This window comes from Oceanibaculum sp. (assembly GCF_022449305.1).
GTDB classification, from domain to species: Bacteria; Pseudomonadota; Alphaproteobacteria; order Oceanibaculales; family Oceanibaculaceae; genus Oceanibaculum; species Oceanibaculum indicum.
Genome location: NZ_JAKUSO010000003.1, coordinates 40,482 through 62,372, shown reverse-complemented (window position 1 = coordinate 62,372; position 21,891 = coordinate 40,482). Strand labels below are relative to the sequence as shown.

The window sequence follows — 21,891 nt, the reverse complement described above, 5'->3', positions numbered from 1 at the left end:
GCAGGCCATGCCCCGTTCCTATGCAGACCGCGCCGTGGCCCTGGCCACGCTATCCGCCGTTCTGGACCGCAACCGGCCGCTGGAGGAAGCGTTCGACGAGGCGGCGGGCAACGGATTGTCAGCCCGCGACCGGGGCTTCGCCCGGCTGATCGCCAGCACGGCGCTGAAGCGGCTGGGCCAGACCGACGCCCTCATCGCGCATTGCCTGGAAAAGCCGCTGCCGGCCTCGGCCCAGCCGGTGCGCCACGCCCTGCGGCTGGGCGTCACGCAATTGCTGTTTCTCGATGTGCCAGCCCATGCCGCCATCGATTCCGCCGTCTCGCTGCTGGCAAAGACCCGCCATGCCGGCTTCAAGGGGCTGGCGAACGCGGTGCTGCGCCGGCTGGACCGCGAGGGCAAGGCCCTGCTGGAAAGCCAGGAAGCCGCATGGCTGAACATGCCGGACTGGCTGTGGCACGCACTCGCCGGCGCTTATGGCGAGGCGACCGCCCGCGCCATCGCCGCCGCCAACCTGACCGAGCCGCCGCTCGACATCAGCGTGAAGGCCGATGCCGCACTCTGGGCCGAACGGCTGGAAGGCACCCTGCTGCCGACCGGCACCATCCGTCGTGGCTTCGGCGGCGCCATCGCCGATCTTCCCGGCTATGAGGAAGGCGCCTGGTGGGTGCAGGACGCCGCCGCCGCCCTGCCGGCCCGGCTGCTGGGAGATGTTGCCGGCAAGGATGTGATCGATCTGTGCGCCGCGCCCGGCGGCAAGACGGCGCAGCTGGCCGCCGCCGGCGCCCGGGTCACCGCAATTGACCGTTCTGCGAAACGGCTGGAAAGGCTGTCGCGCAATCTACAGCGCCTCGGCCTTTCCGCCACGACAGAGGCCGCCGATGGTACGGCATGGACCCCCAATGAACCCGCCGACGCGCTGCTGCTGGACGCGCCGTGCAGCGCCACCGGCACGATCCGCCGCCATCCCGATGTGGCGCTGGGCAAGACGCCCGCCGATGTCACCAAGCTGGCGGCCCTGCAGGACCGGCTGCTCGATCATGCCGCCAAGCTTGTGAAACCGGGCGGGCTGATGGTCTATGCCACCTGCTCGCTGCTGCCGGCAGAGGGGGAGGAGCGCATCGCCGCCCTGCTCGGTCGCGCTGCGGGCAAGTGGGAGCGGGTTCCGGTCGATCCGGCCGAGATTGGCGGCTGGGCCGAGTGCGTGACCCCGGACGGCGATGTGCGCACCCTGCCCTCCCATCTTGCGGATGAGGGCGGAGTTGATGGATTCTATGCCGCGCGCTTGCGGCGTCTTGGTTAAAGGGATAAGGAACGCAGCATGTCTCGACCCGTGAAGATTGCCCCCTCCATCCTGTCGGCCGATTTCGCCCGCCTGGGTGAGGAAGTGCGCGCGCTGACGGAGGCTGGCGCCGACTATGTGCATGTCGATGTGATGGACGGGCATTTCGTGCCGAACCTCACCATCGGCCCGCTGGTGGTGAAGGCGCTGCGCCCGCACAGCCCGCTGCCCTTCGACGTGCATCTGATGATCTCGCCGGTCGATTCCTTCATCGAAGCCTTTGCCGAGGCCGGCGCTGACATCATCAGCTTCCACCCGGAGGCTGGCCCGCACCCGCACCGCACGGTCCAGCTGATCAAGTCGCTGGGCAAGAAGGCCGGCATCGTGCTGAACCCGGCAACGCCGGTCGAGGCGGTCGAATATCTGATGGGCGACATTGACCTGATCCTGGTGATGAGCGTCAATCCCGGTTTCGGCGGGCAAAGCTTCATCGACAGCCAGCTTGGCAAGATTGCGCGGCTGCGCCGGATGATCGACGACAGTGGCCGAGTAATCGAGCTTGAGGTCGATGGCGGGGTCAATGCCCGCACCGCGCCGCAGGTGATTGCCGCCGGCGCCGATGTGCTGGTGGCCGGCACCGCCACTTTCGCCGGCGGCACCGCCGCCTATGCCACCAACATCCAGACCTTGAGGGGCAAATAGGGTTGAGCGGCACGCGCGAGAGCAGCGGCGGGCATCAAGGCGGCAGGCCGGGCGGTCTCTGGCGGACAGTCAGGACCTTCGCCTACGGCACGCCGCTCTACCGCTACATGCTCGCCGGCCGCGTGCCCGACCGTATTGCCGCCGTCCCCTCCGATAGCTGGCCCGGCAATTCCGACCATGGCCGGATGATCCTGGAGGGCCGCTTCTCGCTGCTCGGCCATGTGGTGCTGCTGTCGGCGGACCCCCGCGATCCCGACGCCTGGGTGCCGGAGAACGCCACCGGTGACTGGCAGGCCGCCCTGAACGGCTTCGCCTGGCTGCGCGACCTGCGCCAGGTCGGTGGTGACATGGCGAGGCGCCGCGCGCGTGAGCTGGTGGCGGACTGGACCGACCGTTACGACGACTGGGACAGCTTCGCCTGGGAAGCCGACATTCTGGGCGAGCGCATCGCCAACTGGATCAGCCATCACGATTTCTTCTGCGCCAGCGCCGACGACGAGTTCCGCGCCCGCTTCCTGGACAGCCTGTTCCGGCAGGCCCGCCATCTCGGCCGGGTTGCGACGACGGTAGGCGATGGCACTGGCTTGGTACAGGCCGCCAAGGGTCTGGTTTACGCCGGCACCGCCCTGCCCGAGGAAAAGGCCTGGCTGGCACTGGGCAAGCGGCTGCTGTCGGAGCGGCTGTCGGTGCAGATCCTGGCCGATGGCTGCCACGCCTCACGCAGCCCGTCGCGCCACCTCGCTGTGCTGCGTGACCTGATCGATATCCGCGCCTGCCTGCGCGCCAGCGGCAGCAACGTTCCAGACGCCGTCGAGGCCGCCATCGAGCGTATGGCGGCGATGCTGCGGGCCCTGCGCCACGGCGATGGCGGGCTGGCCCTATTCAACGACAGCAATGAGGAGGATACGCTGCTGATCGACGCCGTCCTGGCGCAATCGGAAGCGAAGATCCGTCCCCAGAACGACCCCGGGGCGTCGGGTTTCCACCGGCTATCCGCCGCCCGCACGCTGCTGATCGTCGATGCCGGCCGGCCCGGTGCCCTGGATGGCTGCGCCCATGCCGGCACCCTGTCCTTCGAGATGAGCGTCGGCAAGGAGCGGCTGATCGTGAATTGCGGCGCCGCTTCTGGCCGGCCCGACTGGAACCGGGCGCAACGCGCCACCGCCGCCCATTCCACGCTGATCGTGGGCGACGTGAATTCCGCCGAAATCCTGGAGGATGGCACACTGGCCCGGGGACCGGAGCACGTTACCGCCCAGCGCCAGGAACAGGATGGCGACCAGCTGATCGACGCCAGCCATGACGGCTATGCGGAGCGGCTGATGCTGACCCACCAGCGCCGGCTGTTCCTCTCAGCCGATGGCGCCGATGTGCGCGGCGAGGACATGCTGACGGGCAGCGGCGGCGAACGCTTCGCCATCCGCTTCCATCTGCACCCGAAGGTGAAGGCCTCGCTCAGCCAGAACGGGGCCTTCGTGCTGCTGCGCCTGCCCGGCGGGCAGGGCTGGCGGCTACGCAGCGCTGGTGCGGCGATGGAGCTGGCGGACAGCGTCTATCTCGGCCAGCGCGGCGAGATGAAGCGCAACCAGCAGATCGTGCTGTCCGGCACTCTTTCCGGTAGCGGAACGACTGTGAAATGGGCGTTGCGGCGCGAGGAAAAGCGCGCACCAGACAAGACGCCGCCGGAACAGGACTGAGAAGAAAGGCGCGAAGGAATGGCCGCAGGCTGGGTCTGGTCGATGGCAGCCCCGCTCGGGGTGCTGCTGCTGGCGGCAATGGCGACGCGCGCCGTGCTGGGCCTGCTGCTGCGCCATGCCGTGCTCGACCATCCGAACCGGCGGTCCAGCCACAACGTCGCGGTGCCGCGCGGTGGCGGCATCGCCGTCCTGGCGGCGCTGGCCATCGGCTGGATCGCCTATGCGCTGACCATGCCGGCGCTGCTGCCGGTCATGGCGCTGCTGCTGGCGGCGGCGGCTGGGCTGGCCGCCGTTTCCTTCCTCGACGATCTGTTCGACCTGAAGGCTACCACCCGCCTGTTGGCGCAGTTTCTCGCGGTCCTGCTGGGCATGCTGGCGCTGGCCGATATCGGCCCGGTCTTTCAGGGTCTGCTGCCCGGCTGGCTGGATATGCTGGCCACGCTTCTGCTGTGGCTGTGGTTCGTGAACCTGTTCAACTTCATGGACGGGATCGACGGGCTGGCCGGCGTGCAAACGGTGGCGCTGGCGCTTGGCCTCGCCCTGCTGGCACCGCTGACCACTGCCCTCGCCGACTGGCAGCCGCCGCTGCTGATGCTGGCAGCAGCAGCAGCCGGCTTCCTGTGGTTCAACTGGCACCCGGCGCGGCTGTTCCTGGGCGATGTCGGCAGCGTGCCGCTGGGCTTCCTGCTGGGTTTCCTGCTGCTGGCCGCGGCGGCCGGCGGGCAGTGGGCGGCGGCGCTGATCCTGCCGGCCTATTACCTCGCCGATGCCAGCATCACGCTGGTCCGCCGTATCCTGCGCGGCGAGAAATTCTGGCATGGCCACCGCGAGCATTTCTACCAGCAGGCGGTCCGGCGCGGTTTCAGCCATGCCGCTGTCAGCCTGCGTGTCGCCATCGGCAATAGCCTGCTGATTGTCCTGTCCGCACTGGCCACCCATGGCCATGAGGCGCCGGCGCTGGCCGGAGCGCTGCTGGTCACTGCCGGGCTGCTGGCCTGGATGGCCCGCGCGCAACCGAAGGGCAGCCGCTAGTCCATGCATATTCTCGTCACCGGCGCCGGCGGCTATCTCGGGCGGGCGCTCAGCCAGCATCTGCTGGCACATGGCCATCGCGTCCGTGCGGCGCTGCGACGGCCCACTCCCGCATCCACACCGCTCCCAGAGGGCATGGAGCCTGTCATCGTCGGCGATATTGGACCGGCAACGGACTGGCGCCCGGCGCTGGAAGGCATCGATGCGGTCATCCATCTTGCCTCGCCCGCTGACCAGAGCGGACTGGACGAACCCAGCCTGCGGCGCATCACCGTCGAGGGCGCTATAGCCCTGGCCCGTACCGCCTCGGACGCCGGCATCGGGCGTTTCGTGCAGGTCAGCAGCGCCAAGGTGATGGGCGAGGAGACGCCGCCCGGCCGGTCCTTCGACGACAGCGACATGCCAGCCCCGGCCACGCCCTATGCGCGCTACAAGCTGGAGGCGGAGGAGGCGGTTCTGGCGGCCCTGCCTGGCGCCACCATCCTGCGCCCGCCGCTGGTCTATGGACCCGGTGCCGGCGGCAATTTCGCCCGGCTGCTTCGACTGGCGCTGATTCCACTGCCGCTGCCCGTCGCCAGTATCGACAATCGGCGGGCGATGCTTTATGTCGGTAATATGGTAGACGCCATAAGGCGTTGTCTGGAAACCCATCCGGTCTCCGGCGGCCAGCGGTTCCTCCTGAATGATGCGGAGGAACTATCGCTGGCGCAGCTGATCGGACGGCTACGCATCTCCGCCGGACGGCGGCCACTGCTGGTCCCCGGCCCCGCCGGGCTGCTGCGGCTGGCCCTCGGACCGGAGGCCGGCCGAAGGCTGGTCGGCAGTTTTTCGGTCGATGCGTCACGGTTTTCGGCAACCCTGTCCTGGTGTCACCCGTTTGACATGGAGCAGGCCCTCCTCCGGACCGTGCAAGCCAACACTCTGAACGGCTTGTAGGATACCATCCGAGAGCGTGCTAGTTTCGGTTCTGGATTGACAGCTGAGGGTCTCGCCCGTCATGCAAATCGGGGCACGGCAGTGACGAACCGCCAAGTACAGCGGATTATTGTCACCTACCTGCACGACATCGTCATGGCGGCGGTGTCCTTTCTGCTGTCGCTGTATCTGCGGTTCGGCGATGCGGTGGTGACGCTGGACCGCCGGACCGTCCTGCTAGCCTTCGGCGTCTTCATGGCGACCGCGATTGCCGTGCTGGCGACGGTGCGGCTGGACCGCAGCATCTGGCGCTATGCCTCGGTCGGCGACGCCGTGCAGATTCTGCGCGCGGTGTTGCTGACCAACCTGATCTTCCTGGCCGCCCTGTTCCTGATCACCCGCCTGGAGGATATTCCCCGGTCGCTGGTCATCATCAACCTGTTCGTGATGACCGCCCTGCTGTCGGGGCCGCGCCTGCTGTACCGGGTGCTGAAGGACCATGCCCTGCTGGGCCTTCTGGAAAGTGACAGCCAGCGCCGCGTTCCGGTCCTGCTGGTCGGTGCTGGCGACGAGGCGGACCTGTTCATCCGCGAGATGAGCCGCCTGCGCCCTGCCCCTTACCGGGTGGTCGGCGCCATCGACCACAAGGCGGGCCGGGTCGGCCGCAAAATCCGCGAGATCGCGGTGATGGGCACCTTCGAGGACCTGCCCCGCATCGTCGAGGAACTGGACCGGCGCGGCCAGCGTCCAGAACGCATGATCATCACGCCCAAGCGCGTCGAGGGCACCGATGTCCGCGAGCTGCTGGCGATTGGCGACAAGCTGGGCATCAAGCTGTCGCGCCTGCCACGGCTGACCAATCTGGAAGGCCGTTTCGATACCGAAATCGAAATCAAGCCGATTGATGTCGAGGATCTGCTCGGCCGGCCGCAGACTGTGCTGAACCGCGATGCGGTGAGCGCGCTGATCGCCGGCCGGCGGGTGCTGGTGACCGGTGCTGGCGGCACCATCGGCGGCGAGCTGGTGCGTCAGATCAGCGATCTGGGGCCGGCGCGCCTCACCCTGATGGATAATTCGGAGTTCCAGCTCTACGAGATCGATCTCGAAGTTTCGGAGCGCCATCCCGACCTGTCCCGCGTGGCGATTCTGGGCGATGTGCGCGACCGCACCCGGGTCTCGGACGTCTTTGCCCGCGAGCGGCCGGATGTGGTGTTTCATGCTGCCGCGCTGAAGCATGTGCCGATGGTCGAATCGAACCCGAACGAGGGCGTGCTGACCAACGTCATCGGCACCCGCAACATCGCTGATGCCTGCGTCGAATCCGGCGTGCCGACCATGGTGCTGATCTCCACCGACAAGGCAATCAACCCGGCCAGCATGATGGGCGCCACCAAGCGGCTGGCCGAAGCCTATTGCCAGTCGCTGGACATTCTGGAGCGCCGCCGTGCCGGCGGGCCGCGCACCCGCTTCACCACCGTGCGGTTCGGCAATGTGCTGGGCTCCACCGGTTCAGTCGTACCGCTGTTCCAGCGCCAGCTGGCGCGCGGTGGGCCGCTGACCGTGACCGACCCGGAGATGAAGCGCTATTTCCTCACCGTGCGCGAGGCGGTGGAACTGGTGCTGCAGGCCTGCACCCTAACTGACCCGCATGTCGAGGAGGGCGGCGCCATTGTCGTGCTCGACATGGGCGAGCCGATCCGCATCCTCGACCTGGCGCAGCAGATGATCCGGCTGGCCGGCCTGACGCCGGGTGTCGATATCGATATCGTCTATACCGGTCCGCGCCCCGGCGAGAAGCTACATGAGGAGCTGTTTCACGGCCAGGAGGCGCTGCTGCCGACCAGCCTGAACGGCCTGCAGATCGCCACGCCACGCACCGCCGACCATGCGCTGCTCAATCGCGCTCTGGACGAACTCAATGAGGCGGCGCGCACCCGCCGCACCGATCAGACCCTGGCCCTGGTGCGCCGGCTGGTGCCGGAATATCAGGGCGAACAGCTTGCCCTGCGCAAGGTCGAACCCGGAGAATAACCGGCCCATTCATCGGAGCCGTGAAGGGGCCTCGCCTTGCTGAACGCCTATCATCGTCTGCCGCCGGCCCTGAAGGGCCTTCTGCTGATGCTGGCGGCGACAGCCGCCTTTGCCTCGATGCATGCCGCGATCCGTCACGCCTCGACCGGGCTGCATCCGTTCGAGATCGCCTTCTTCCGCAATTTCTTCATGCTGATCCTGCTGCTGCCGGTGCTGCAACGGGTCGGCTTCAGCGTGTTGCGCACCCAGCGGCTGGGGCTCTACGCCCTGCGCGGCGCGCTGAACACGGTGGCGATGCTCAGCTTCTTCTTCGCCTTGTCGATCACCCCACTGGTGCAGGTGACGGCACTGGGCTTTTCCGCGCCGCTATTCGCCACGCTGGGCGCCGCGCTGATCCTGGGTGAGGTGGTGCGGATGCGGCGCTGGATGGCGATGATCGTCGGCTTCGCCGGCACGCTGGTGATCCTGCGGCCAGGCCTCGTCGAGATCGACACCGGCTCGATGCTGGTGCTTTTCTCTTCCGCCATGTGGGCGCTGGCGCTGTTGTGCATCAAGAAGCTGTCGGCCACCGAATCCAGCGTCGCCATCACCGCCTATATGGCGATCTTCATGGCGCCGATGACGCTGGTCGCCGCCATCCCCTTCTGGCAATGGCCGACGCTGGATCAATATGCGGCGCTCGGGCTGATCGCCTTCCTGGGCACCATCGCACAGACCTGCATGAACCAGGCGCTGCATGAGGCCGATGCCTCCACCGTGCTGCCGGTGGATTTCGCCAAGCTGATCTGGACAACGGCGCTGGGCTATCTGCTGTTCGCGGAAATCCCGGATGCCTGGACCTATGTCGGCGGCGCGATGATTTTCGGCGCCGCGACCTATATCGGTATCCGCGAATCGCGCCTTAAGCAGAAAGACACAGCGCAGGATTGACGCCGTATATCAGCGGCTGCGGCGATCCGGCGCTTGTCTCGCCCGCCCGCATGGTCTAGACGGTGCCGCAACATTCCCGACCGCTGGAGCGACCCATGGCCGACGCCGATCTGGTAACCATCCGCCGCGCGCTGATTTCCGTTTCCGACAAGACCGGGCTGGTCGAGCTGGGGCAGTTCCTGGCCGGCCATGGCGTGGAGATCCTGTCCACCGGCGGCTCCGCCAAGGCGCTGGCCGCCGCCGGCGTGCCGGTGACGGAGGTCGCCGACCATACCGGCTTCCCAGAGATCATGGACGGCCGCGTGAAGACGCTGCACCCGACCATCCATGGCGGGCTGCTGGCGCGCCGCGACCTGCCCGAGCATGTGCAGGCTTTGGAGGCCAACGACATCGCGCCGATCGATCTGCTGGTGGTCAACCTCTATCCGTTCGAGGCGACGGTCGCGAAGGGTGCGGATTTCGACGAGGCCATCGAGAATATCGATATCGGCGGCCCGGCGATGATCCGCGCGGCGGCGAAGAATCACGGTTTCGTCGCCGTGGTGGTCGATCCCGCCGATTATGCCCCGCTGAAGCAGGAAATGGCGGAGAACAAGGGTGCCATCTCGCTGGCGCTGCGCAAGAAGCTCGCCGCCGCCGCCTATGCCCGCACCGGCGCCTATGACGCGGCGATCTCCACCTGGTTCGCCGGCCAGCTTGGCGACACCTTCCCGCGCCGCATCGCCATCGGCGGCGAGCTGAAGCAGGTGCTGCGCTATGGCGAGAACCCGCACCAGCAGGCTGCCTTCTACACCGGCGGCGCGCCGCGCATCGGCATCGCCACGGCGACGCAGCTGCAGGGCAAGGAGCTGAGCTTCAACAATCTGAACGACACCGACGCCGCCTTCGAGCTGGTCTCCGAGTTCACCGAGCCCGCCGTCGCCATCATCAAGCATGCCAACCCGTGCGGCGTGGCGCAGGGCAAGGACGTCGCCGAGGCCTATGCGCGCGCGCTGCGCTGCGACCCGGTCAGCGCCTTTGGCGGCATCATCGCGGTGAACCGCACGCTGGACGCCGCCACGGCGGAGCAGATTTCCTCGATCTTCTCCGAGGTTGTCATCGCGCCGGACGCCGACGATGAGGCGAAGGAGCTGCTGGCGAAGAAGAAGAATCTCCGCCTACTGCTGACCGGCGGCATGCCCGATCCGCACGCCGGCGGCATGACGCTGCGCTCGCTGGCCGGCGGCTACCTGCTGCAGACCCGCGACAATGGCCATATCACGGCCTCCGACCTGAAGGTGGTGACCAAGCGCCAGCCGACCGAGAAGGAAATCGCCGACCTGCTGTTCGCCTTCACCGTCTGCAAGCATGTGAAGTCGAACGCCATCGTCTATGTGAAGGACGGGGCCACCGTCGGCATCGGCGCCGGGCAGATGAGCCGCGTCGATTCCTCCCGCATCGCCGCCCGCAAGTCGCAGGACGCGGCGGAAGCGGCCGGCGAGACGGAGCCGCTGACGCGCGGTTCGGTCGTGGCGTCCGACGCCTTCTTCCCCTTCGCCGACGGGCTGCTGGCCGCGGTCGAGGCCGGGGCCACCGCCGTCATCCATCCGGGCGGCTCGATGCGCGACAATGAGGTGATTGCCGCCGCCGACGAGGCCGGCATCGCCATGGTCTTCACCGGTATGCGCCATTTCCGGCACTGAGGATTCTCAATGATCGTCATGGTCGGGCTTGACCCGACCATCCAGCGAACGGTGAGGTTTGCATGGATCCTCGGGTCGAGCCCGAGGATGACGAGAGAGTAAACCTAGACACGCTCCGCCGGCAGCAGCGCCGGTGGGTGACAGATGCGCTCCAGATTGGGGATCAGCGCCAGCTCCAGGCTGCCGGCGGCCTCAGTCGCCGCGATGGCCTCCGCCATGCCGCTGGCGGCCAGCCGCAGCGCGCGCACCGCATCGCCCGGCGCTGCCAGCCAGTGGCCGAGAAACAACGCGCCGAACAAATCGCCCGTGCCGAACACCGGCCGGTCGAGCCAGGGCGCGGTGACGGCATGCGCTTCCGCCTCTGTTACCGCCAGCGTCGCAACCTTGCCGCCTTCCAGCCGCAGCCCGGTCGCCAGCACGAGAGAAGGCCCGCGCGCGATCAGCCGCCGCGCCGCCGCGACGGCGCTGTCTTTGTCTGTCACCGGCTGGTCCGTCAGCAGCGACAGCTCGAACGCGTTGGGCGCGATCATGTCGGCCAGCGGCAGCAGCATTTTGGCCATCGCGTCGGGCACGCCGTCGCGCACATAGACACGGCCCGCATCGCCCATCACCGGATCGAGCAGATAGACAGACTGCGGGTTCGCCCGTTTCACCTGCGTAACGGTCTTGGCGATGGCCTCGGCAGTAGCGGCCTCCCCCAGATAGCCGGACAGGATAGCGCCGCACTGATCCTGAACGCCCAGATCGGCCAGCCCCTGCAGCACCGCCGCGACCTCCGCCGCCGGGCGCACCTGGCCGGCGAACTTCCCGTGCCCCGGATGGTTGGAGAAGGTGACCGTATCGACCCGCCAGACCGTATGACCCAGCCGGTGAAGCGCCGGCTGGGCGGCGGCATTGCCGACATGGCCATAGGCGACGGCGGACTGGATGGAGAGCACATTCATCGGCGGGACCGGAAAGCGGAGAAGGCGGGCCACAAGCTTGCCATGCCGGCACGCCTCATGAATAGTCCCCCGCGACAGCGCCCATAACCGGACAGCCGATATGACTTCCGCCCAATCGAAATCCAGCGCCGGCAATTTCTTCGAGGATTTCCGCCTCGGCCAGAGCTTCCGCCACGCCACCCCGCGCACCGTGACCACCGGCGATGTGGCGCTGAACCTGGCACTGACCGGCAGCCGCTTCCCGGTACAGTCCACCGCCGGCTTCGCCGGCACCATCGGCCTGCTGGGTGCGCCGCTGGACGATCTGCTGGTCTTCCACATCGCCATCGCCAAGACGGTGCCGGACATCTCGGTGAACGCCATCGCCAATCTGGGCTATGCCGATCTGCGTTTCGAGACCCGCGCCTATCCGGGCGACACGCTGTCCACCGTCTCCGAGGTGACCGGCCTGCGCCCGACCTCCGATGGCAAGGCCGGCATTGTCTATGTGCGTTCCCTCACCCGCAACCAGTATGACGAGAATGTCGTCAGCTGGAACCGCTGGGTAATGGTCCGTAAGCGGAACGAAAAGGCGGCAACGCCCGGAACCGATGTGCCCGACCTGCCGTCGCTGGTCCCCGTGGATGCACTGACCGTGCCGGCGGGTGCGGATTTCAGCGGTTACGACACGGAGGCCGCTGGCTCCCCCCATCTGTGGGAGGATTACGCGGTGGGCGAACGGATCGACCATATCGACGGCATGAGCATCGGTGACTCCGAGCATATGATGGGCACCCGGCTCTACCAGAATACCGCGCGGGTGCATCTCGACCGGCATCTGGCGCAGGGCAGCCGGTTTGGCCAGCCGCTGGTCTATGGCGGGCATGTGATGTCGCTGGCCCGCGCGCTGAGTTTCAACGGGCTGGCCAACGCCGCCTTCATCGCCGCCATCAATGGCGGTCGGCATGCCGCGCCCAGCTTCGCCGGCGACACGATCTATGCCTGGAGCGAAGTACTGGACCGCCAGCCGATCCCGGGGCGCACAGATGTCGGCGCGCTGCGGCTACGCACTGTGGCCGCGAAGGACCGCCCCTGCGGCGATTTTCCCGGTGCCGAGGACGACGCTCCGTCCATCGTGCTTGATCTCGATTATTGGGTGCTGATGCCCCGACGAGGATAGACGACCCGCCCCTACATCAGCGTTCGATAAGATGGCTTGACTCTCGGCGTGACGCTCGTTTGTATACAGTATGCAAATGAAGCCGATCGCCCTGCAGCCGCAGCTCGCCGACCGCGTCTATGACGCGATTCTGGACGCGATCTGCGACGGCCAGCTGCAAGCCGGGCAGCGCGTCACGCAGGAGGAGCTGGCGGCCGGCCTGAATGTCTCGCGCCAGCCGGTGATCCAGGCGCTGATGCTGCTGAAGCGCCAGGGCTTCCTGGAAGAGGCCGGGCGGCGTGGCTTGCGCGTTGTGCCGCTGGATGCGGCCGCGATCTCCCATGTCTATGAGGTTCGCGGCGCGCTGGACGGGCTGGCGGCCCGCGCCGCTGCCGAACGGAGCGCTGAGCGTGCCCGCGCCGATGGCCCGGCGCTGATCGCCGCCGGGCGCACCATAGCCGAGACCGGCAGCGTCGCCGAGCGCACCGCGCAGGATCTGGCCTTCCACCGCTTCCTCTATGCGCTGAGCGGCAATCCGCTGATCGAGGATGCGATCTCCACCCATATGCAGCACAGCCGCCGGATCATGGGCAGCGTGCTGCGCGCCCAGAGCCGCGCCCGCGATGTCTGGGACGAACACGACGCCATTCTGGAGGCGGTGATCGCCGGCGATGGCGACCGCGCCGAGGCGCTGGCCCGCGCCCATACCGCCCGGGCCGCCGAAGAGCTTATCGCCGCCCTGAAACAGGGCGGCCAGACCGACGCGGCGTAAGACCGCGCATCAATCACAGAGGAGGAAACGCCATGCAACTGACCCAGGAGCAGCTCGACCAGTTCGAGCGCGACGGCTATGTCTTCATCCCCGATCTGTTCAGCGCCGAGGAAATCGCCGTCATGAAGGGCGAGGTGCCGGCACTGTTCGCCCAGGACCGGCCGGAGAATGTGCGCGAGCGCGGCTCCGGCAAGGTGCGCACCAATTTCGCCGCGCACACCTACAATGATGTCTATGGCAAGGTTTCGCGTCATCCCCGCCTGATCGGGCCAGCGCAGCAGCTGCTTGGCGGGCCGGTCTATATCCACCAGTTCAAGATCAATGGCAAGGCGGCCTTCGACGGCGATGTCTGGCAGTGGCACCAGGATTACGGCACCTGGCAGGCCGACGACCAGATGCCGGAGCCGCGCGCGATGAATTTCGCCGTCTATCTGGACGAGGTGAACGAGTATAACGGCCCGCTGATGCTGATTCCCGGCAGCCACCGCAAGGGAGCGATTCCGGCAGCGCACGATCTGTCCACCACCTCCTATCCGCTCTGGGTCATCAACAATGACACGATCCGCCAGCTGGTGGCTGAGGGCGGCATCGTCGCCCCGAAGGGCGGGCCGGGCAGCGCGCTGTTCTTCCATGGCTGCATCGTGCATGGTTCGACCAGCAACATGTCGCCCTGGGACCGCTGGGTGGTCTATGTGACGGCCAACCGCACCGACAATGCGATCCGCCAGTTCAAGCGGCCGGAGTACATCGCGCACCGCGACTTCACCCCGATTGAGCTGGAAAGCGACGATTGCCTGCTGGCGCACCGCCGCACGGCCGCCGAGTAAGGGGAAAGATCATGAACCTCCACAGCATGCTGCAACAGCGCGCCGCCGAAGGCCGCCCGGTCACGGTCGGGCTGATCGGGGCGGGCAAGTTCGGCTCCATGTTCCTAGCGCAGGCGCGGCTGACGACGGGTATGCAGATCGCCGCCGTTGCCGACCTGTCGCCCGACCGGGCGCGCGCCTCGCTGAAGCGCACCTTCTGGCCGGAGGCGCAGTTCGGCGCACGCTCCATCGAAGAGGCGCTGAAGACCGGCAAGACGCACATCACCGACGACACCATGGCGATGATATCCTCCCCCGGTATCGAGGTGATCGTCGATGCCACCGGCCACCCCGCCGCCGGCATCCGCCATGTGCTGGAATGCTGCCGGCAGGGCAAGCATATCGTCATGGTGAACGTGGAGGCCGACGCGCTGGCCGGCCCGGCGCTGGCGGAGGAAGCCCGCAAGGCCGGCATCGTCTATTCCCTTGCCTATGGCGACCAGCCGGCGCTGATCGCCGAGATGGTGGACTGGGCGCGGACCTCCGGCTTCGAGGTGGTGGCCGCCGGCAAGGGGACGAAATACCTGCCTTCCTATCACCAGTCCACGCCGCAGACGGTGTGGGAGCATTTCGGCTTCACCGAGGAGCAGCTGGCCAAGGGCGACTTTAACCCGCAGATGTTCAACTCCTTCGTCGATGGCACCAAGTCGGGCATCGAGATGGCCGCCGTCGCCAATGCCTGCGGCCTCACTCCGCCCTCGGACGGGCTGCTGTTCCCGCCCGCCGGGGTCGATGCGCTGCATGACGTTCTGCGGCCGAAGGCCAAGGGCGGCGTGCTGGAGGGCGAAGGCATGGTGGAGGTCGTCTCCAGCCTGAACCGCGACGGCAGCGACGTGTTCCGCGACCTGCGCTGGGGCGTCTATGTCGTGTTCAAGGGCGCCAACCAGTATGTCCATGACTGCTTCGCGCAGTACGGGCTGCTGACCGATGAAAGCGGCGTCTATACCTCGATGTACAAGCCCTTCCACCTGATCGGGCTGGAACTCGGCATCTCGGTCGCCAACGCCGCGCTACGCAAGGAAGCGACCGGCCAGCCGCGCGCCTTCCGTGGCGATGTGGTGGCCACATCCAAGCGCGACCTTGCCCCCGGCGAGACGCTGGATGGCGAGGGCGGCTACACGGTCTGGGGCAAGCTGCTGCCGGCCGAGACCTCGCTGAAGCTGGGTGGCGTGCCCATCGGCCTCGCCCACGGCATCAGGCTGACCCGCCCGGTAAAGGCCGGCCAGCCGGTCACCTGGGCCGATGTCGAGGCCAAGGAGGACGAGGCCACCACCTACCGCCGGGCGATGGAACGGCGCTATGCCGGGGGTGCCGACGAAACGCGGGCGGCGGAGTAGAGCCGGCTCACCCCTGCATCAGCGCGGCGACACCCGGCAGGGTCTTGCCTTCCAGCCATTCCAGGAAGGCGCCGCCGGCGGAGGAGACGTAGGAGAAGCTCTCCTCCACCCCGGCATGGTTGAGGGCGGCCACCGTATCGCCGCCGCCGGCGACGGAGAGCAGCGTGCCGGCCTTGGTCAGCGTCGCGGCCGCACGGGCCAGCGCCACCGTGCCGGCGTCGAAGGGCGCAGTCTCGAAGGCGCCGACCGGGCCGTTCCACACCAGCGTGCGGCAGTCTGCCATCTCGGCCTGCCAGGCCTCCGCCGTCTTCGGGCCGATATCGAGGATCATGCGGTCAGCCGGCACGGCATCGACACCGACCACTGCCGTCTTCGCGCCCTCGGCCAGCGCATCGGCCACCACGGCATCGGTCTGCAGCAGGATCGTGCAGTTGGCCGCCTCAGCCTTCGCCAGAATCTCGCGTGCGGTGTCGGCAAGGTCACGCTCGCACAGCGATTTGCCGACCTCCACCCCCTTGGCGAACAGGAAGGTGTTGGCCATGCCGCCGCCGATCGCCAGCTTGTCCACTTTGGCGACGAGGTTGCCGAGCAGGTCCAGCTTGGTCGAGACCTTGGCGCCGCCGACCACAGCCATGACCGGGCGCTGCGGGCTGGTCAGCGCCTTTTCCAGCGCCTCCAGCTCCTGCTGCATCAGCCGCCCGGCGGCGCTGGGCAGCAGGCGGGCGATGCCCTCGGTCGAGGCGTGCGCGCGGTGCGCCGCCGAGAAGGCGTCGTTCACATAGAGATCGCCCAGCTCCGCCATCGCCTTCGCGAGGTCCGGATCATTCTTCTCCTCGCCCCCATGGAAGCGGGTGTTCTCCAGCAGCGCGATGCCGCCATCGGCCAGCCCGTCCACCACGGCCTTCGCGGCCGCGCCCACGCAGTCCCCTGCGAAAGCGACCGGGCGCCCGCCCAGCGCCGCCGACAGCGGGGCGACCAGCGGCTGCAGCGAATAGGCTGCGTCCGGCTTGCCCTTGGGCCGGCCGAAATGCGACAGCACGATCACCTTCGCTCCCTTGTCCGCCAGCTCCAGCAAGGTCGGGGCCAGCCGCTCGATGCGGGTGGCGTCGCTGACCTTGCCGTCCTGCATCGGCACGTTGAGATCGGCGCGCACCAGCACGCGCTTGCCGGCGACAGCGAGGTCGTCGATTGTCTTGAAACGGGCCATGAATTCGTCCTGCGGCGTTACGGGAATACAATCGGGCGCTTAACAAGCACAAGGCAGGGTAGCTTGTAAATGGGGCGACGGCTCAGCCCTCACCCTGACCGCTCGGGCCGCCTCGACCGGCGAGTGGGTCGGCCGGCTTCAGCCCGTGGATGCCCAGCGATTCGAAATTCAGCACCGTGGAGGTGCTGACCGGCAGGTGCCGGTCGCGGACATGACGGGCGGCCTCCTCCGCGATCTCGTGAAAATGCTCCAGCGGCGAATCCAGGCTGATCTTCGTGCCATTGCCGATGAGGGTAAGCTGCATCCAGCCCTGCGAGCGGTCGCGGCGGGTGGAGAAATAGGCCAGTTTCACCTCTTCCAGCGCCTGCCAGGGCAGGTGGCGGCGGCGGTGATCCACCACCGTCAGCCCGTCCTCGTCAGCGAGCACGCGCGTGCGTCCGCGCAAGTAAGTGCGCACCCCGAAGATCAGGAACAGCAGCCCCAGTGCCCCCAGGATCAGCGCGAAGATCCAGTGGATGCCGGGGATCAGCAGCAACGGCAGGAGGGCGAAGGCAAGGCCGATGGCGGCGCGGATATAGTCCGCGCGGATCGCCTCGCCCTGATAGCGCAGTTCCGTCGCCATCGCCCCTGTTCCCGCGCCGCTAGTTCAGATCGACCAGCACCGGCACATGGTCCGATGCCTTCTCCCAGCCGCGCGCCGGCTTCAGGATTGTCTGGCTGGCCAGGGTCGGCGCCAGATCGGGCGTGACCCAGACATGGTCCAGCCGGCGGCCGCGGTCGGACGCCTCCCAATCCTTCGCGCGGTAGCTCCACCAGCTGTAGAGCTTTTCCGTTTCGGGAACGAAATGGCGAACCGCATCGACCCAGCCGAGGCTCGATTGCAGCTTGCCCAGCAGATCGACCTCAATGGGCGTGTGGCTGACCACGTCGAGCAGCTGCTTGTGCGACCAGACATCATGCTCCAGCGGCGCGATGTTCAGGTCGCCGACCAGCACGCGGCGCTTGCCGTCGCCCTTCAAGCCCTCGAACCAGCCGGTGATCTCGCGCAGGAAGCGCAGCTTGTGGGCGAACTTGTCGTTCTTCTCCGGGTCGGGGATGTCACCGCCGGCCGGGATGTAGAAATTGTTCACCTCCGTGCCGTCCTCCAGCGTGACGCTGACATGGCGGCAATCTTCCTTGTCGCACCAGTGGCGCGGCCCCTCGAAGGCGAAGGGTCGGCGCGACAGGATCGCGACGCCGTTATAGCTCTTCATGCCGGCAATGGCGGTATGGACATAGCCCGCCGCGCGGATCGGCTCGAAGGGGAACTTGTCGTCCTCGACCTTGGTTTCCTGCAGGCAGATGATGTCGGGCTGCTGTTCCTGCATCAGGCGCAGCAGCAGCGGCATCCGCAGCCGGACGGAGTTGATGTTCCAGGTCGCGATCCTGAGCGCCATCTTCCTTACACCAGCTTCACGGCAATCGCGCCGACGCCCTCGACACTACCTTCCATGACCTCGCCGCGCTTCACCTGCGCCACACCCTCCGGCGTACCGGAATAGATCAGGTCGCCGGGGAAGAGCTCCACCAGGGTGGAGAGGTAGGCGATGGTATCGGGCACATTCCAGATCATGTCGCCGATATCGGCATCCTGTTTCACCGTACCGTTCACGGCAATCTGGATGCGGCCCTTCGACGGGTGGCCGATCTTTGCCGCCGGCAGGATGGGACCGCAGGGGGCGGAATGGTCGAAGCCCTTCGCCATGTCCCAGGGCCGGCCCATCTTCTTCGCCACCGCCTGGATGTCGCGGCGCGTCAGGTCGATGCCGACGGCATAGCCATAGACATGCTCCAGCGCCTTGTCGGCGGGGATGTCCTTGCCGCCCTTGCCGAGCGCCACCACCATCTCGATCTCGTGGTGCAGATCCTCGGTCGCCACCGGGAAAGGCGCCTCGACCGGGGCGCCCGCGCCCTTCGGGCACAGCACGATGGCGTCCGCCGGCTTCATGAAGAAGAAGGGTGGCTCGCGGTCGGGATCATGCCCCATCTCGCGGGCATGGGCGGCATAGTTGCGGCCCACGCAATAGATGCGGCGGACCGGGAAGCCGCCCTGCTCGCCCTCGACCGGAAGGATGGTCTGGGCCGGTGCGGGAATGACGAAGCTCATCGGAAATCCTCGCTGGATGAAAGACAGTCAGGCACGCCGGGCAGCGGCCGGATCGGATGCGCCGTAAAACGGATCGGCATGAATATCGGCCGGCTTCATGCCGCGCGCAACCAGCATTGCGGCAGCCGCCTCCACCATAACCGGCGCGCCCGCCATATAGGCCTTGAAGCCAGCGAAATCCGCATGATCCTCGGCCACCGCCAGATGCACGAAGCCGGTGCGGCGATTCGTGGTTTCTTCCGGTGCGGACAACACATAGGTGGCGGTGAAATTGCCGTGCCGCGCTTCCAGCGCGCGCAGCCTGTCTTCGTAATAGATATCCGGCTCGTCCTGGAAACCGGCATAGAGATGGACGGGTGCCTCCACGCCCGCCGCCAGCGCGGTTTCCACAATGGCGATCATCGGGGCAAGGCCGGTGCCGCCGCCGATCAGCAGCATCGGCCCGTCATGCTCCTCGCGCCAGTAGGCCTGCCCGAATGGCCCTTCCAGCCGCACCGGGTCGCCGGCATGCAGCGCCGCCTGGGCATAGGCGCTGGGGCCGGTCTCGCCGACCTGCCGGATGTGGAAGTCGATATGCGGTTCGTCCGGCCGGCTGGCCAGCGAATAATCGCGCGGCGGCTGGCCGGGAAAGGCAAGGGACGCATACTGGCCGGGTCGGAAATCGAACGGCGCCTCGTCCTGCGGCATCAGCCGGATCAGGCTGGTCGCCCGCGCCAGCGGCGTGACCTCAAGCACGCGGCAAAGCCGCTCCCGCTGTGCTGCACCCGCCACCGGTCAGGCCGCGCTCAGCGTGCCGAAGCGGGCCGCGACGCGCGCCCGGCAGGCCGCACCGAACGCCTCGAACAGCGCCTGCGATACCGCATTGTAGGGCACCGGCCATTCCGGGTGCCACTGCACCCCCAGCGCGAAGGCCTTGGCGCCGGTCACGCTGACCGCCTCGACAATGCCGTCCGGCGCCACCGCCTCCACCGCCAGCCCTTCGGCCAGCCGGTCGATGCCCTGGGCATGCAGCGAATTCACCAGCACCCGGCGCGTGCCCAGCAGCTTGTGCAGCACGCCGCCCTCGGTGATGTCGATGGGATGGGCCGGACGGTACTTGGCGTCGAAATCGACATCGCGGCGCATCCGGTGATCGAGCTTGTCCGGCATGTTCTGGATGTGCTGGTGCAGGCTGCCGCCCAGCGCCACATTCAGCTCCTGGATGCCGCGGCAGATCGCCAGAACCGGCACGCCAGCGGCAATCGCCGCGCGGATCAGCGGTAGCGTCGTGGCATCGCGCCCGCTGTCGCAGGCATCGCCGGGGTCGAGGTCCGGCCGGCCGTAATTATGCGGCTCCACATTGGACGGGCTGCCGGTCAGCAGCAAGCCGTCCAGCCGCTCCGCCAAAGCCGGCAAATCCAGCCGTTCGGCCAGCGCCGGAATCAGCAGCGGCATCCCGCCGGCCGCATCGGTGACGCAGGTGATGTATTTCTCCGACACCGTATGGACGGGCAGCTCGCCCGGCTGCTTGCGGCAGGCGGAGACGCCGATCAGCGGTGGCATGTCGCGCTTTGTCATGGATGATTCAGCTAGCATTCCAGACCCGTCAGGGCAAGGGGTGGCACGGTCTTTAACCGCTCCCGCGCTCGTGAGTGGCCACAGGCGGGTGGGCGGACTATCTCTGATCATATATTTCTGTATGGAGCCGCCCTTGCCCATCGAGACCCTGCTGGCCTGGAAAGGCATTGCCGTCGGCCTCTGGATCGCGCTGTTCCTGATCGGCGAAAGGCTGCTGCCCGCCGCCGACCGGCCAGTGGAAGCGCGCGGCCTGCCGCGCCTCGCCCGCAATGCCGGGCTGTGGCTGCTGAATGCCGGCCTGTCGCCGCTCATCGTCATACCGGTTTCGCTGTGGGCCAGCCAGCATACGCTGGGCTGGCGGCCGGAGGCGCTGCGCGGCGGCTGGGCCCTGCTCGCCGACATCCTGCTGCTGGATTTCCTGATCTACTGGTGGCACCGCGCCAATCATGAGCTGCCGCTGCTCTGGCGCTTCCATGCGGTGCATCACCTCGACCGCTTCCTTGATGCGAGTTCGGCGGTGCGCTTCCATTTCGGCGAGGTGCTGCTGTCGGCGCTGGCGCGGGCGGCCATCATCATGCTGTTCGATATTCCGCTGGCCTCGGTATTGGTGTTCGAGGCACTGGTGCTGATGGCCTCGATCTTCCACCACTCCAACCTGCGCCTGTCCGAGAGGCTGGAGAAGGTGCTGGCGCGTATCGTGGTCACGCCCTCGATCCACTGGATGCATCATCACGCGGTGCGCCGGGATACGGATTCCAACTACGCCACCATCCTTAGCCTGTGGGACAGGCTGTTCGGGTCGCGCAATCCGCAATTGCGGCGGCTGGATATGGAGATAGGCCTGGAAGGGGAAGTGCGCGACGGCGGCTTTGCCGAGTTGTTGGCCCGGCCGTTCCGCAAATCGTAACGTTATCGTATCGAAGCTGGATCAGTTGCGCGGCGACTGCACCGGCTTCTGCCTGTGCTCGAACAGATCCGGGTCCAGCTTGCGGCCATAGCTCGTATTGTTCAACGCGATGGTGGTCTTCACCCCCTGCGCGTCGGTCACGGTCCACTGCCGCAGCTCCAGCGGCAGGTCGGTGAACACCAGCGACAGCGAGCCGGCGTCAGGGTCATCGCGCTGCACCAGCGCCACGCGGATCACATTGTCCTTCGCCTGCACGCGCTCGATGCGGACATCGCCATCGAGGCGGATGGTGTCGGCCAGCAGGAAGGAAACCGGGGTGGAGCCGGTCGGGACATAGCTTTCCTGGCCCAGCTTTTCATCGACATAGACCAGCAGGGTCTGGTTCGCGAGCAGGAAGGCGGGCTCCGGCTCGGTGTACTGCACGCGCAGCTTTCCGGGCCGGGATAGATAGAAGATCCCCCGGGCGCTCTGTCCGGTCGAGGCGATCTGCTGGAAATCCGCCTGCATCGTCTTGATATTGTTCAGATAAGTTTCCAGCCGCTCGATCGTCTCGCGATCCGCGGCGGTGAGGCTGGCCGCCACGGACTGAGGCTTCGTCGAGGCTGAGTCCACCGGCCCCGCCGCCCATCCATTGGAGGGGGGAGCGGAGAAGGCGACGAGACCGGCGACCAGCGATGCGAGTAGGGGGAAGTATCGCATGACACCCAAATGGGTTGCGGTAATGAAGCACGCAAGACGTGCCGCTAAAT

Annotated in this window: 21 protein-coding genes; 13 read left to right on the top strand and 8 right to left on the bottom strand. The window is 67.2% G+C overall.

Going from position 1 to position 21,891, the window contains the following annotated elements:
• Positions 1–7: 7 nt before the first annotated feature.
• The 8 genes from MK313_RS01795 (at position 8) to purH (ending at position 10,268) form a co-directional block, all read left to right on the top strand.
• Positions 8–1,300, top strand: a complete 1,293-nt coding sequence (locus MK313_RS01795) for an RsmB/NOP family class I SAM-dependent RNA methyltransferase (protein WP_287779903.1) — start codon at positions 8–10, stop codon at positions 1,298–1,300.
• 18 nt (positions 1,301–1,318) lie between these two features.
• On the top strand, positions 1,319–1,981 hold the full coding sequence (gene rpe / locus MK313_RS01790; RefSeq protein WP_287779902.1) for a ribulose-phosphate 3-epimerase: 663 nt from the start codon (positions 1,319–1,321) through the stop codon (positions 1,979–1,981).
• Positions 1,982–1,983: 2 nt separating this feature from the next.
• On the top strand, positions 1,984–3,678 hold the full coding sequence (locus MK313_RS01785; RefSeq protein WP_287779901.1) for a heparinase II/III domain-containing protein: 1,695 nt from the start codon (positions 1,984–1,986) through the stop codon (positions 3,676–3,678).
• 18 nt (positions 3,679–3,696) lie between these two features.
• The gene (locus tag MK313_RS01780) at positions 3,697–4,710 is read left to right on the top strand and encodes an MraY family glycosyltransferase (protein ID WP_287779900.1); all 1,014 of its coding nucleotides are present in this window, start codon (positions 3,697–3,699) and stop codon (positions 4,708–4,710) included.
• Between the two features lie 3 nt (positions 4,711–4,713).
• On the top strand, positions 4,714–5,646 hold the full coding sequence (locus tag MK313_RS01775; RefSeq protein ID WP_287779899.1) for an NAD-dependent epimerase/dehydratase family protein: 933 nt from the start codon (positions 4,714–4,716) through the stop codon (positions 5,644–5,646).
• A gap of 81 nt (positions 5,647–5,727) precedes the next feature.
• Complete coding sequence (locus tag MK313_RS01770) at positions 5,728–7,656, top strand: polysaccharide biosynthesis protein (protein ID WP_287779898.1); 1,929 nt, start codon at positions 5,728–5,730, stop codon at positions 7,654–7,656.
• 36 nt (positions 7,657–7,692) lie between these two features.
• A complete protein-coding gene (locus tag MK313_RS01765) occupies positions 7,693–8,586 on the top strand; it encodes a DMT family transporter (RefSeq protein WP_287779897.1) in 894 nt (297 codons plus the stop codon).
• Positions 8,587–8,681: 95 nt separating this feature from the next.
• Positions 8,682–10,268: a bifunctional phosphoribosylaminoimidazolecarboxamide formyltransferase/IMP cyclohydrolase gene (gene purH / locus MK313_RS01760; RefSeq protein ID WP_287779896.1), complete on the top strand. Its 1,587-nt coding sequence runs from the start codon at positions 8,682–8,684 to the stop codon at positions 10,266–10,268.
• Positions 10,269–10,372: 104 nt separating this feature from the next.
• Here purH and pdxY read toward each other — a convergent pair whose 3' ends face one another.
• Complete coding sequence (gene pdxY / locus MK313_RS01755; protein WP_287779895.1) at positions 10,373–11,245, bottom strand: pyridoxal kinase; 873 nt, start codon at positions 11,243–11,245, stop codon at positions 10,373–10,375.
• 67 nt (positions 11,246–11,312) lie between these two features.
• Here pdxY and MK313_RS01750 point away from each other — a divergent pair, with 67 nt between their 5' ends.
• The 4 genes from MK313_RS01750 (at position 11,313) to MK313_RS01735 (ending at position 15,325) form a co-directional block, all read left to right on the top strand.
• Positions 11,313–12,371, top strand: a complete 1,059-nt coding sequence (locus tag MK313_RS01750; protein ID WP_287779894.1) for a MaoC family dehydratase — start codon at positions 11,313–11,315, stop codon at positions 12,369–12,371.
• A 76-nt stretch (positions 12,372–12,447) separates the two neighbouring features.
• Positions 12,448–13,122 carry a GntR family transcriptional regulator gene (locus tag MK313_RS01745; protein WP_287779893.1) on the top strand — a complete coding sequence of 225 codons (675 nt, stop codon included), beginning with the start codon at positions 12,448–12,450 and terminating at the stop codon, positions 13,120–13,122.
• Between the two features lie 32 nt (positions 13,123–13,154).
• Positions 13,155–13,949: a phytanoyl-CoA dioxygenase family protein gene (locus MK313_RS01740; RefSeq protein WP_287779892.1), complete on the top strand. Its 795-nt coding sequence runs from the start codon at positions 13,155–13,157 to the stop codon at positions 13,947–13,949.
• Positions 13,950–13,960: 11 nt separating this feature from the next.
• Positions 13,961–15,325 (top strand): NAD(P)H-dependent oxidoreductase, encoded by a 1,365-nt coding sequence (locus MK313_RS01735; protein WP_287779891.1) that lies wholly within the window; start codon positions 13,961–13,963, stop codon positions 15,323–15,325.
• Between the two features lie 7 nt (positions 15,326–15,332).
• On the opposite strand, the gene MK313_RS01730 is transcribed toward MK313_RS01735, so the two are convergent.
• From MK313_RS01730 to MK313_RS01705, 6 genes are all read right to left on the bottom strand, one after another.
• A complete protein-coding gene (locus MK313_RS01730) occupies positions 15,333–16,532 on the bottom strand; it encodes a phosphoglycerate kinase (protein WP_287779890.1) in 1,200 nt (399 codons plus the stop codon).
• A gap of 82 nt (positions 16,533–16,614) precedes the next feature.
• Complete coding sequence (locus tag MK313_RS01725) at positions 16,615–17,154, bottom strand: hypothetical protein (RefSeq protein ID WP_287779889.1); 540 nt, start codon at positions 17,152–17,154, stop codon at positions 16,615–16,617.
• Between the two features lie 19 nt (positions 17,155–17,173).
• Positions 17,174–17,968: an exodeoxyribonuclease III gene (xth, locus tag MK313_RS01720; protein WP_287779888.1), complete on the bottom strand. Its 795-nt coding sequence runs from the start codon at positions 17,966–17,968 to the stop codon at positions 17,174–17,176.
• A 5-nt stretch (positions 17,969–17,973) separates the two neighbouring features.
• Entirely contained in the window at positions 17,974–18,678 is a 705-nt protein-coding gene (locus MK313_RS01715; RefSeq protein WP_287779887.1) for a fumarylacetoacetate hydrolase family protein, read from the bottom strand.
• 27 nt (positions 18,679–18,705) lie between these two features.
• On the bottom strand, positions 18,706–19,413 hold the full coding sequence (locus MK313_RS01710; protein ID WP_287779886.1) for an FAD-binding oxidoreductase: 708 nt from the start codon (positions 19,411–19,413) through the stop codon (positions 18,706–18,708).
• Positions 19,414–19,452: 39 nt separating this feature from the next.
• Complete coding sequence (locus tag MK313_RS01705) at positions 19,453–20,235, bottom strand: gamma-glutamyl-gamma-aminobutyrate hydrolase family protein (RefSeq protein ID WP_287779885.1); 783 nt, start codon at positions 20,233–20,235, stop codon at positions 19,453–19,455.
• Between the two features lie 133 nt (positions 20,236–20,368).
• Here MK313_RS01705 and MK313_RS01700 point away from each other — a divergent pair, with 133 nt between their 5' ends.
• Positions 20,369–21,142, top strand: a complete 774-nt coding sequence (locus MK313_RS01700; protein ID WP_287779884.1) for a sterol desaturase family protein — start codon at positions 20,369–20,371, stop codon at positions 21,140–21,142.
• A 21-nt stretch (positions 21,143–21,163) separates the two neighbouring features.
• Here MK313_RS01700 and MK313_RS01695 read toward each other — a convergent pair whose 3' ends face one another.
• Positions 21,164–21,724: a LolA family protein gene (locus MK313_RS01695; RefSeq protein WP_008943278.1), complete on the bottom strand. Its 561-nt coding sequence runs from the start codon at positions 21,722–21,724 to the stop codon at positions 21,164–21,166.
• Between the last annotated feature and the right edge of the window lie 167 nt (positions 21,725–21,891).

Coding starts and splice junctions, on each gene's coding strand:
- MK313_RS01795 (WP_287779903.1), top strand. CDS start 8: ATGCCCCGTTCCTATGCAGACCGCGCCGTGGCCCTGGCCACGCTATCC.
- rpe (WP_287779902.1), top strand. CDS start 1,319: ATGTCTCGACCCGTGAAGATTGCCCCCTCCATCCTGTCGGCCGATTTC.
- MK313_RS01780 (WP_287779900.1), top strand. CDS start 3,697: ATGGCCGCAGGCTGGGTCTGGTCGATGGCAGCCCCGCTCGGGGTGCTG.
- MK313_RS01775 (WP_287779899.1), top strand. CDS start 4,714: ATGCATATTCTCGTCACCGGCGCCGGCGGCTATCTCGGGCGGGCGCTC.
- purH (WP_287779896.1), top strand. CDS start 8,682: ATGGCCGACGCCGATCTGGTAACCATCCGCCGCGCGCTGATTTCCGTT.
- MK313_RS01750 (WP_287779894.1), top strand. CDS start 11,313: ATGACTTCCGCCCAATCGAAATCCAGCGCCGGCAATTTCTTCGAGGAT.
- MK313_RS01745 (WP_287779893.1), top strand. CDS start 12,448: ATGAAGCCGATCGCCCTGCAGCCGCAGCTCGCCGACCGCGTCTATGAC.
- MK313_RS01740 (WP_287779892.1), top strand. CDS start 13,155: ATGCAACTGACCCAGGAGCAGCTCGACCAGTTCGAGCGCGACGGCTAT.
- MK313_RS01735 (WP_287779891.1), top strand. CDS start 13,961: ATGAACCTCCACAGCATGCTGCAACAGCGCGCCGCCGAAGGCCGCCCG.
- MK313_RS01730 (WP_287779890.1), bottom strand. CDS start 16,532: ATGGCCCGTTTCAAGACAATCGACGACCTCGCTGTCGCCGGCAAGCGC.
- MK313_RS01725 (WP_287779889.1), bottom strand. CDS start 17,154: ATGGCGACGGAACTGCGCTATCAGGGCGAGGCGATCCGCGCGGACTAT.
- xth (WP_287779888.1), bottom strand. CDS start 17,968: ATGGCGCTCAGGATCGCGACCTGGAACATCAACTCCGTCCGGCTGCGG.
- MK313_RS01715 (WP_287779887.1), bottom strand. CDS start 18,678: ATGAGCTTCGTCATTCCCGCACCGGCCCAGACCATCCTTCCGGTCGAG.
- MK313_RS01705 (WP_287779885.1), bottom strand. CDS start 20,235: ATGACAAAGCGCGACATGCCACCGCTGATCGGCGTCTCCGCCTGCCGC.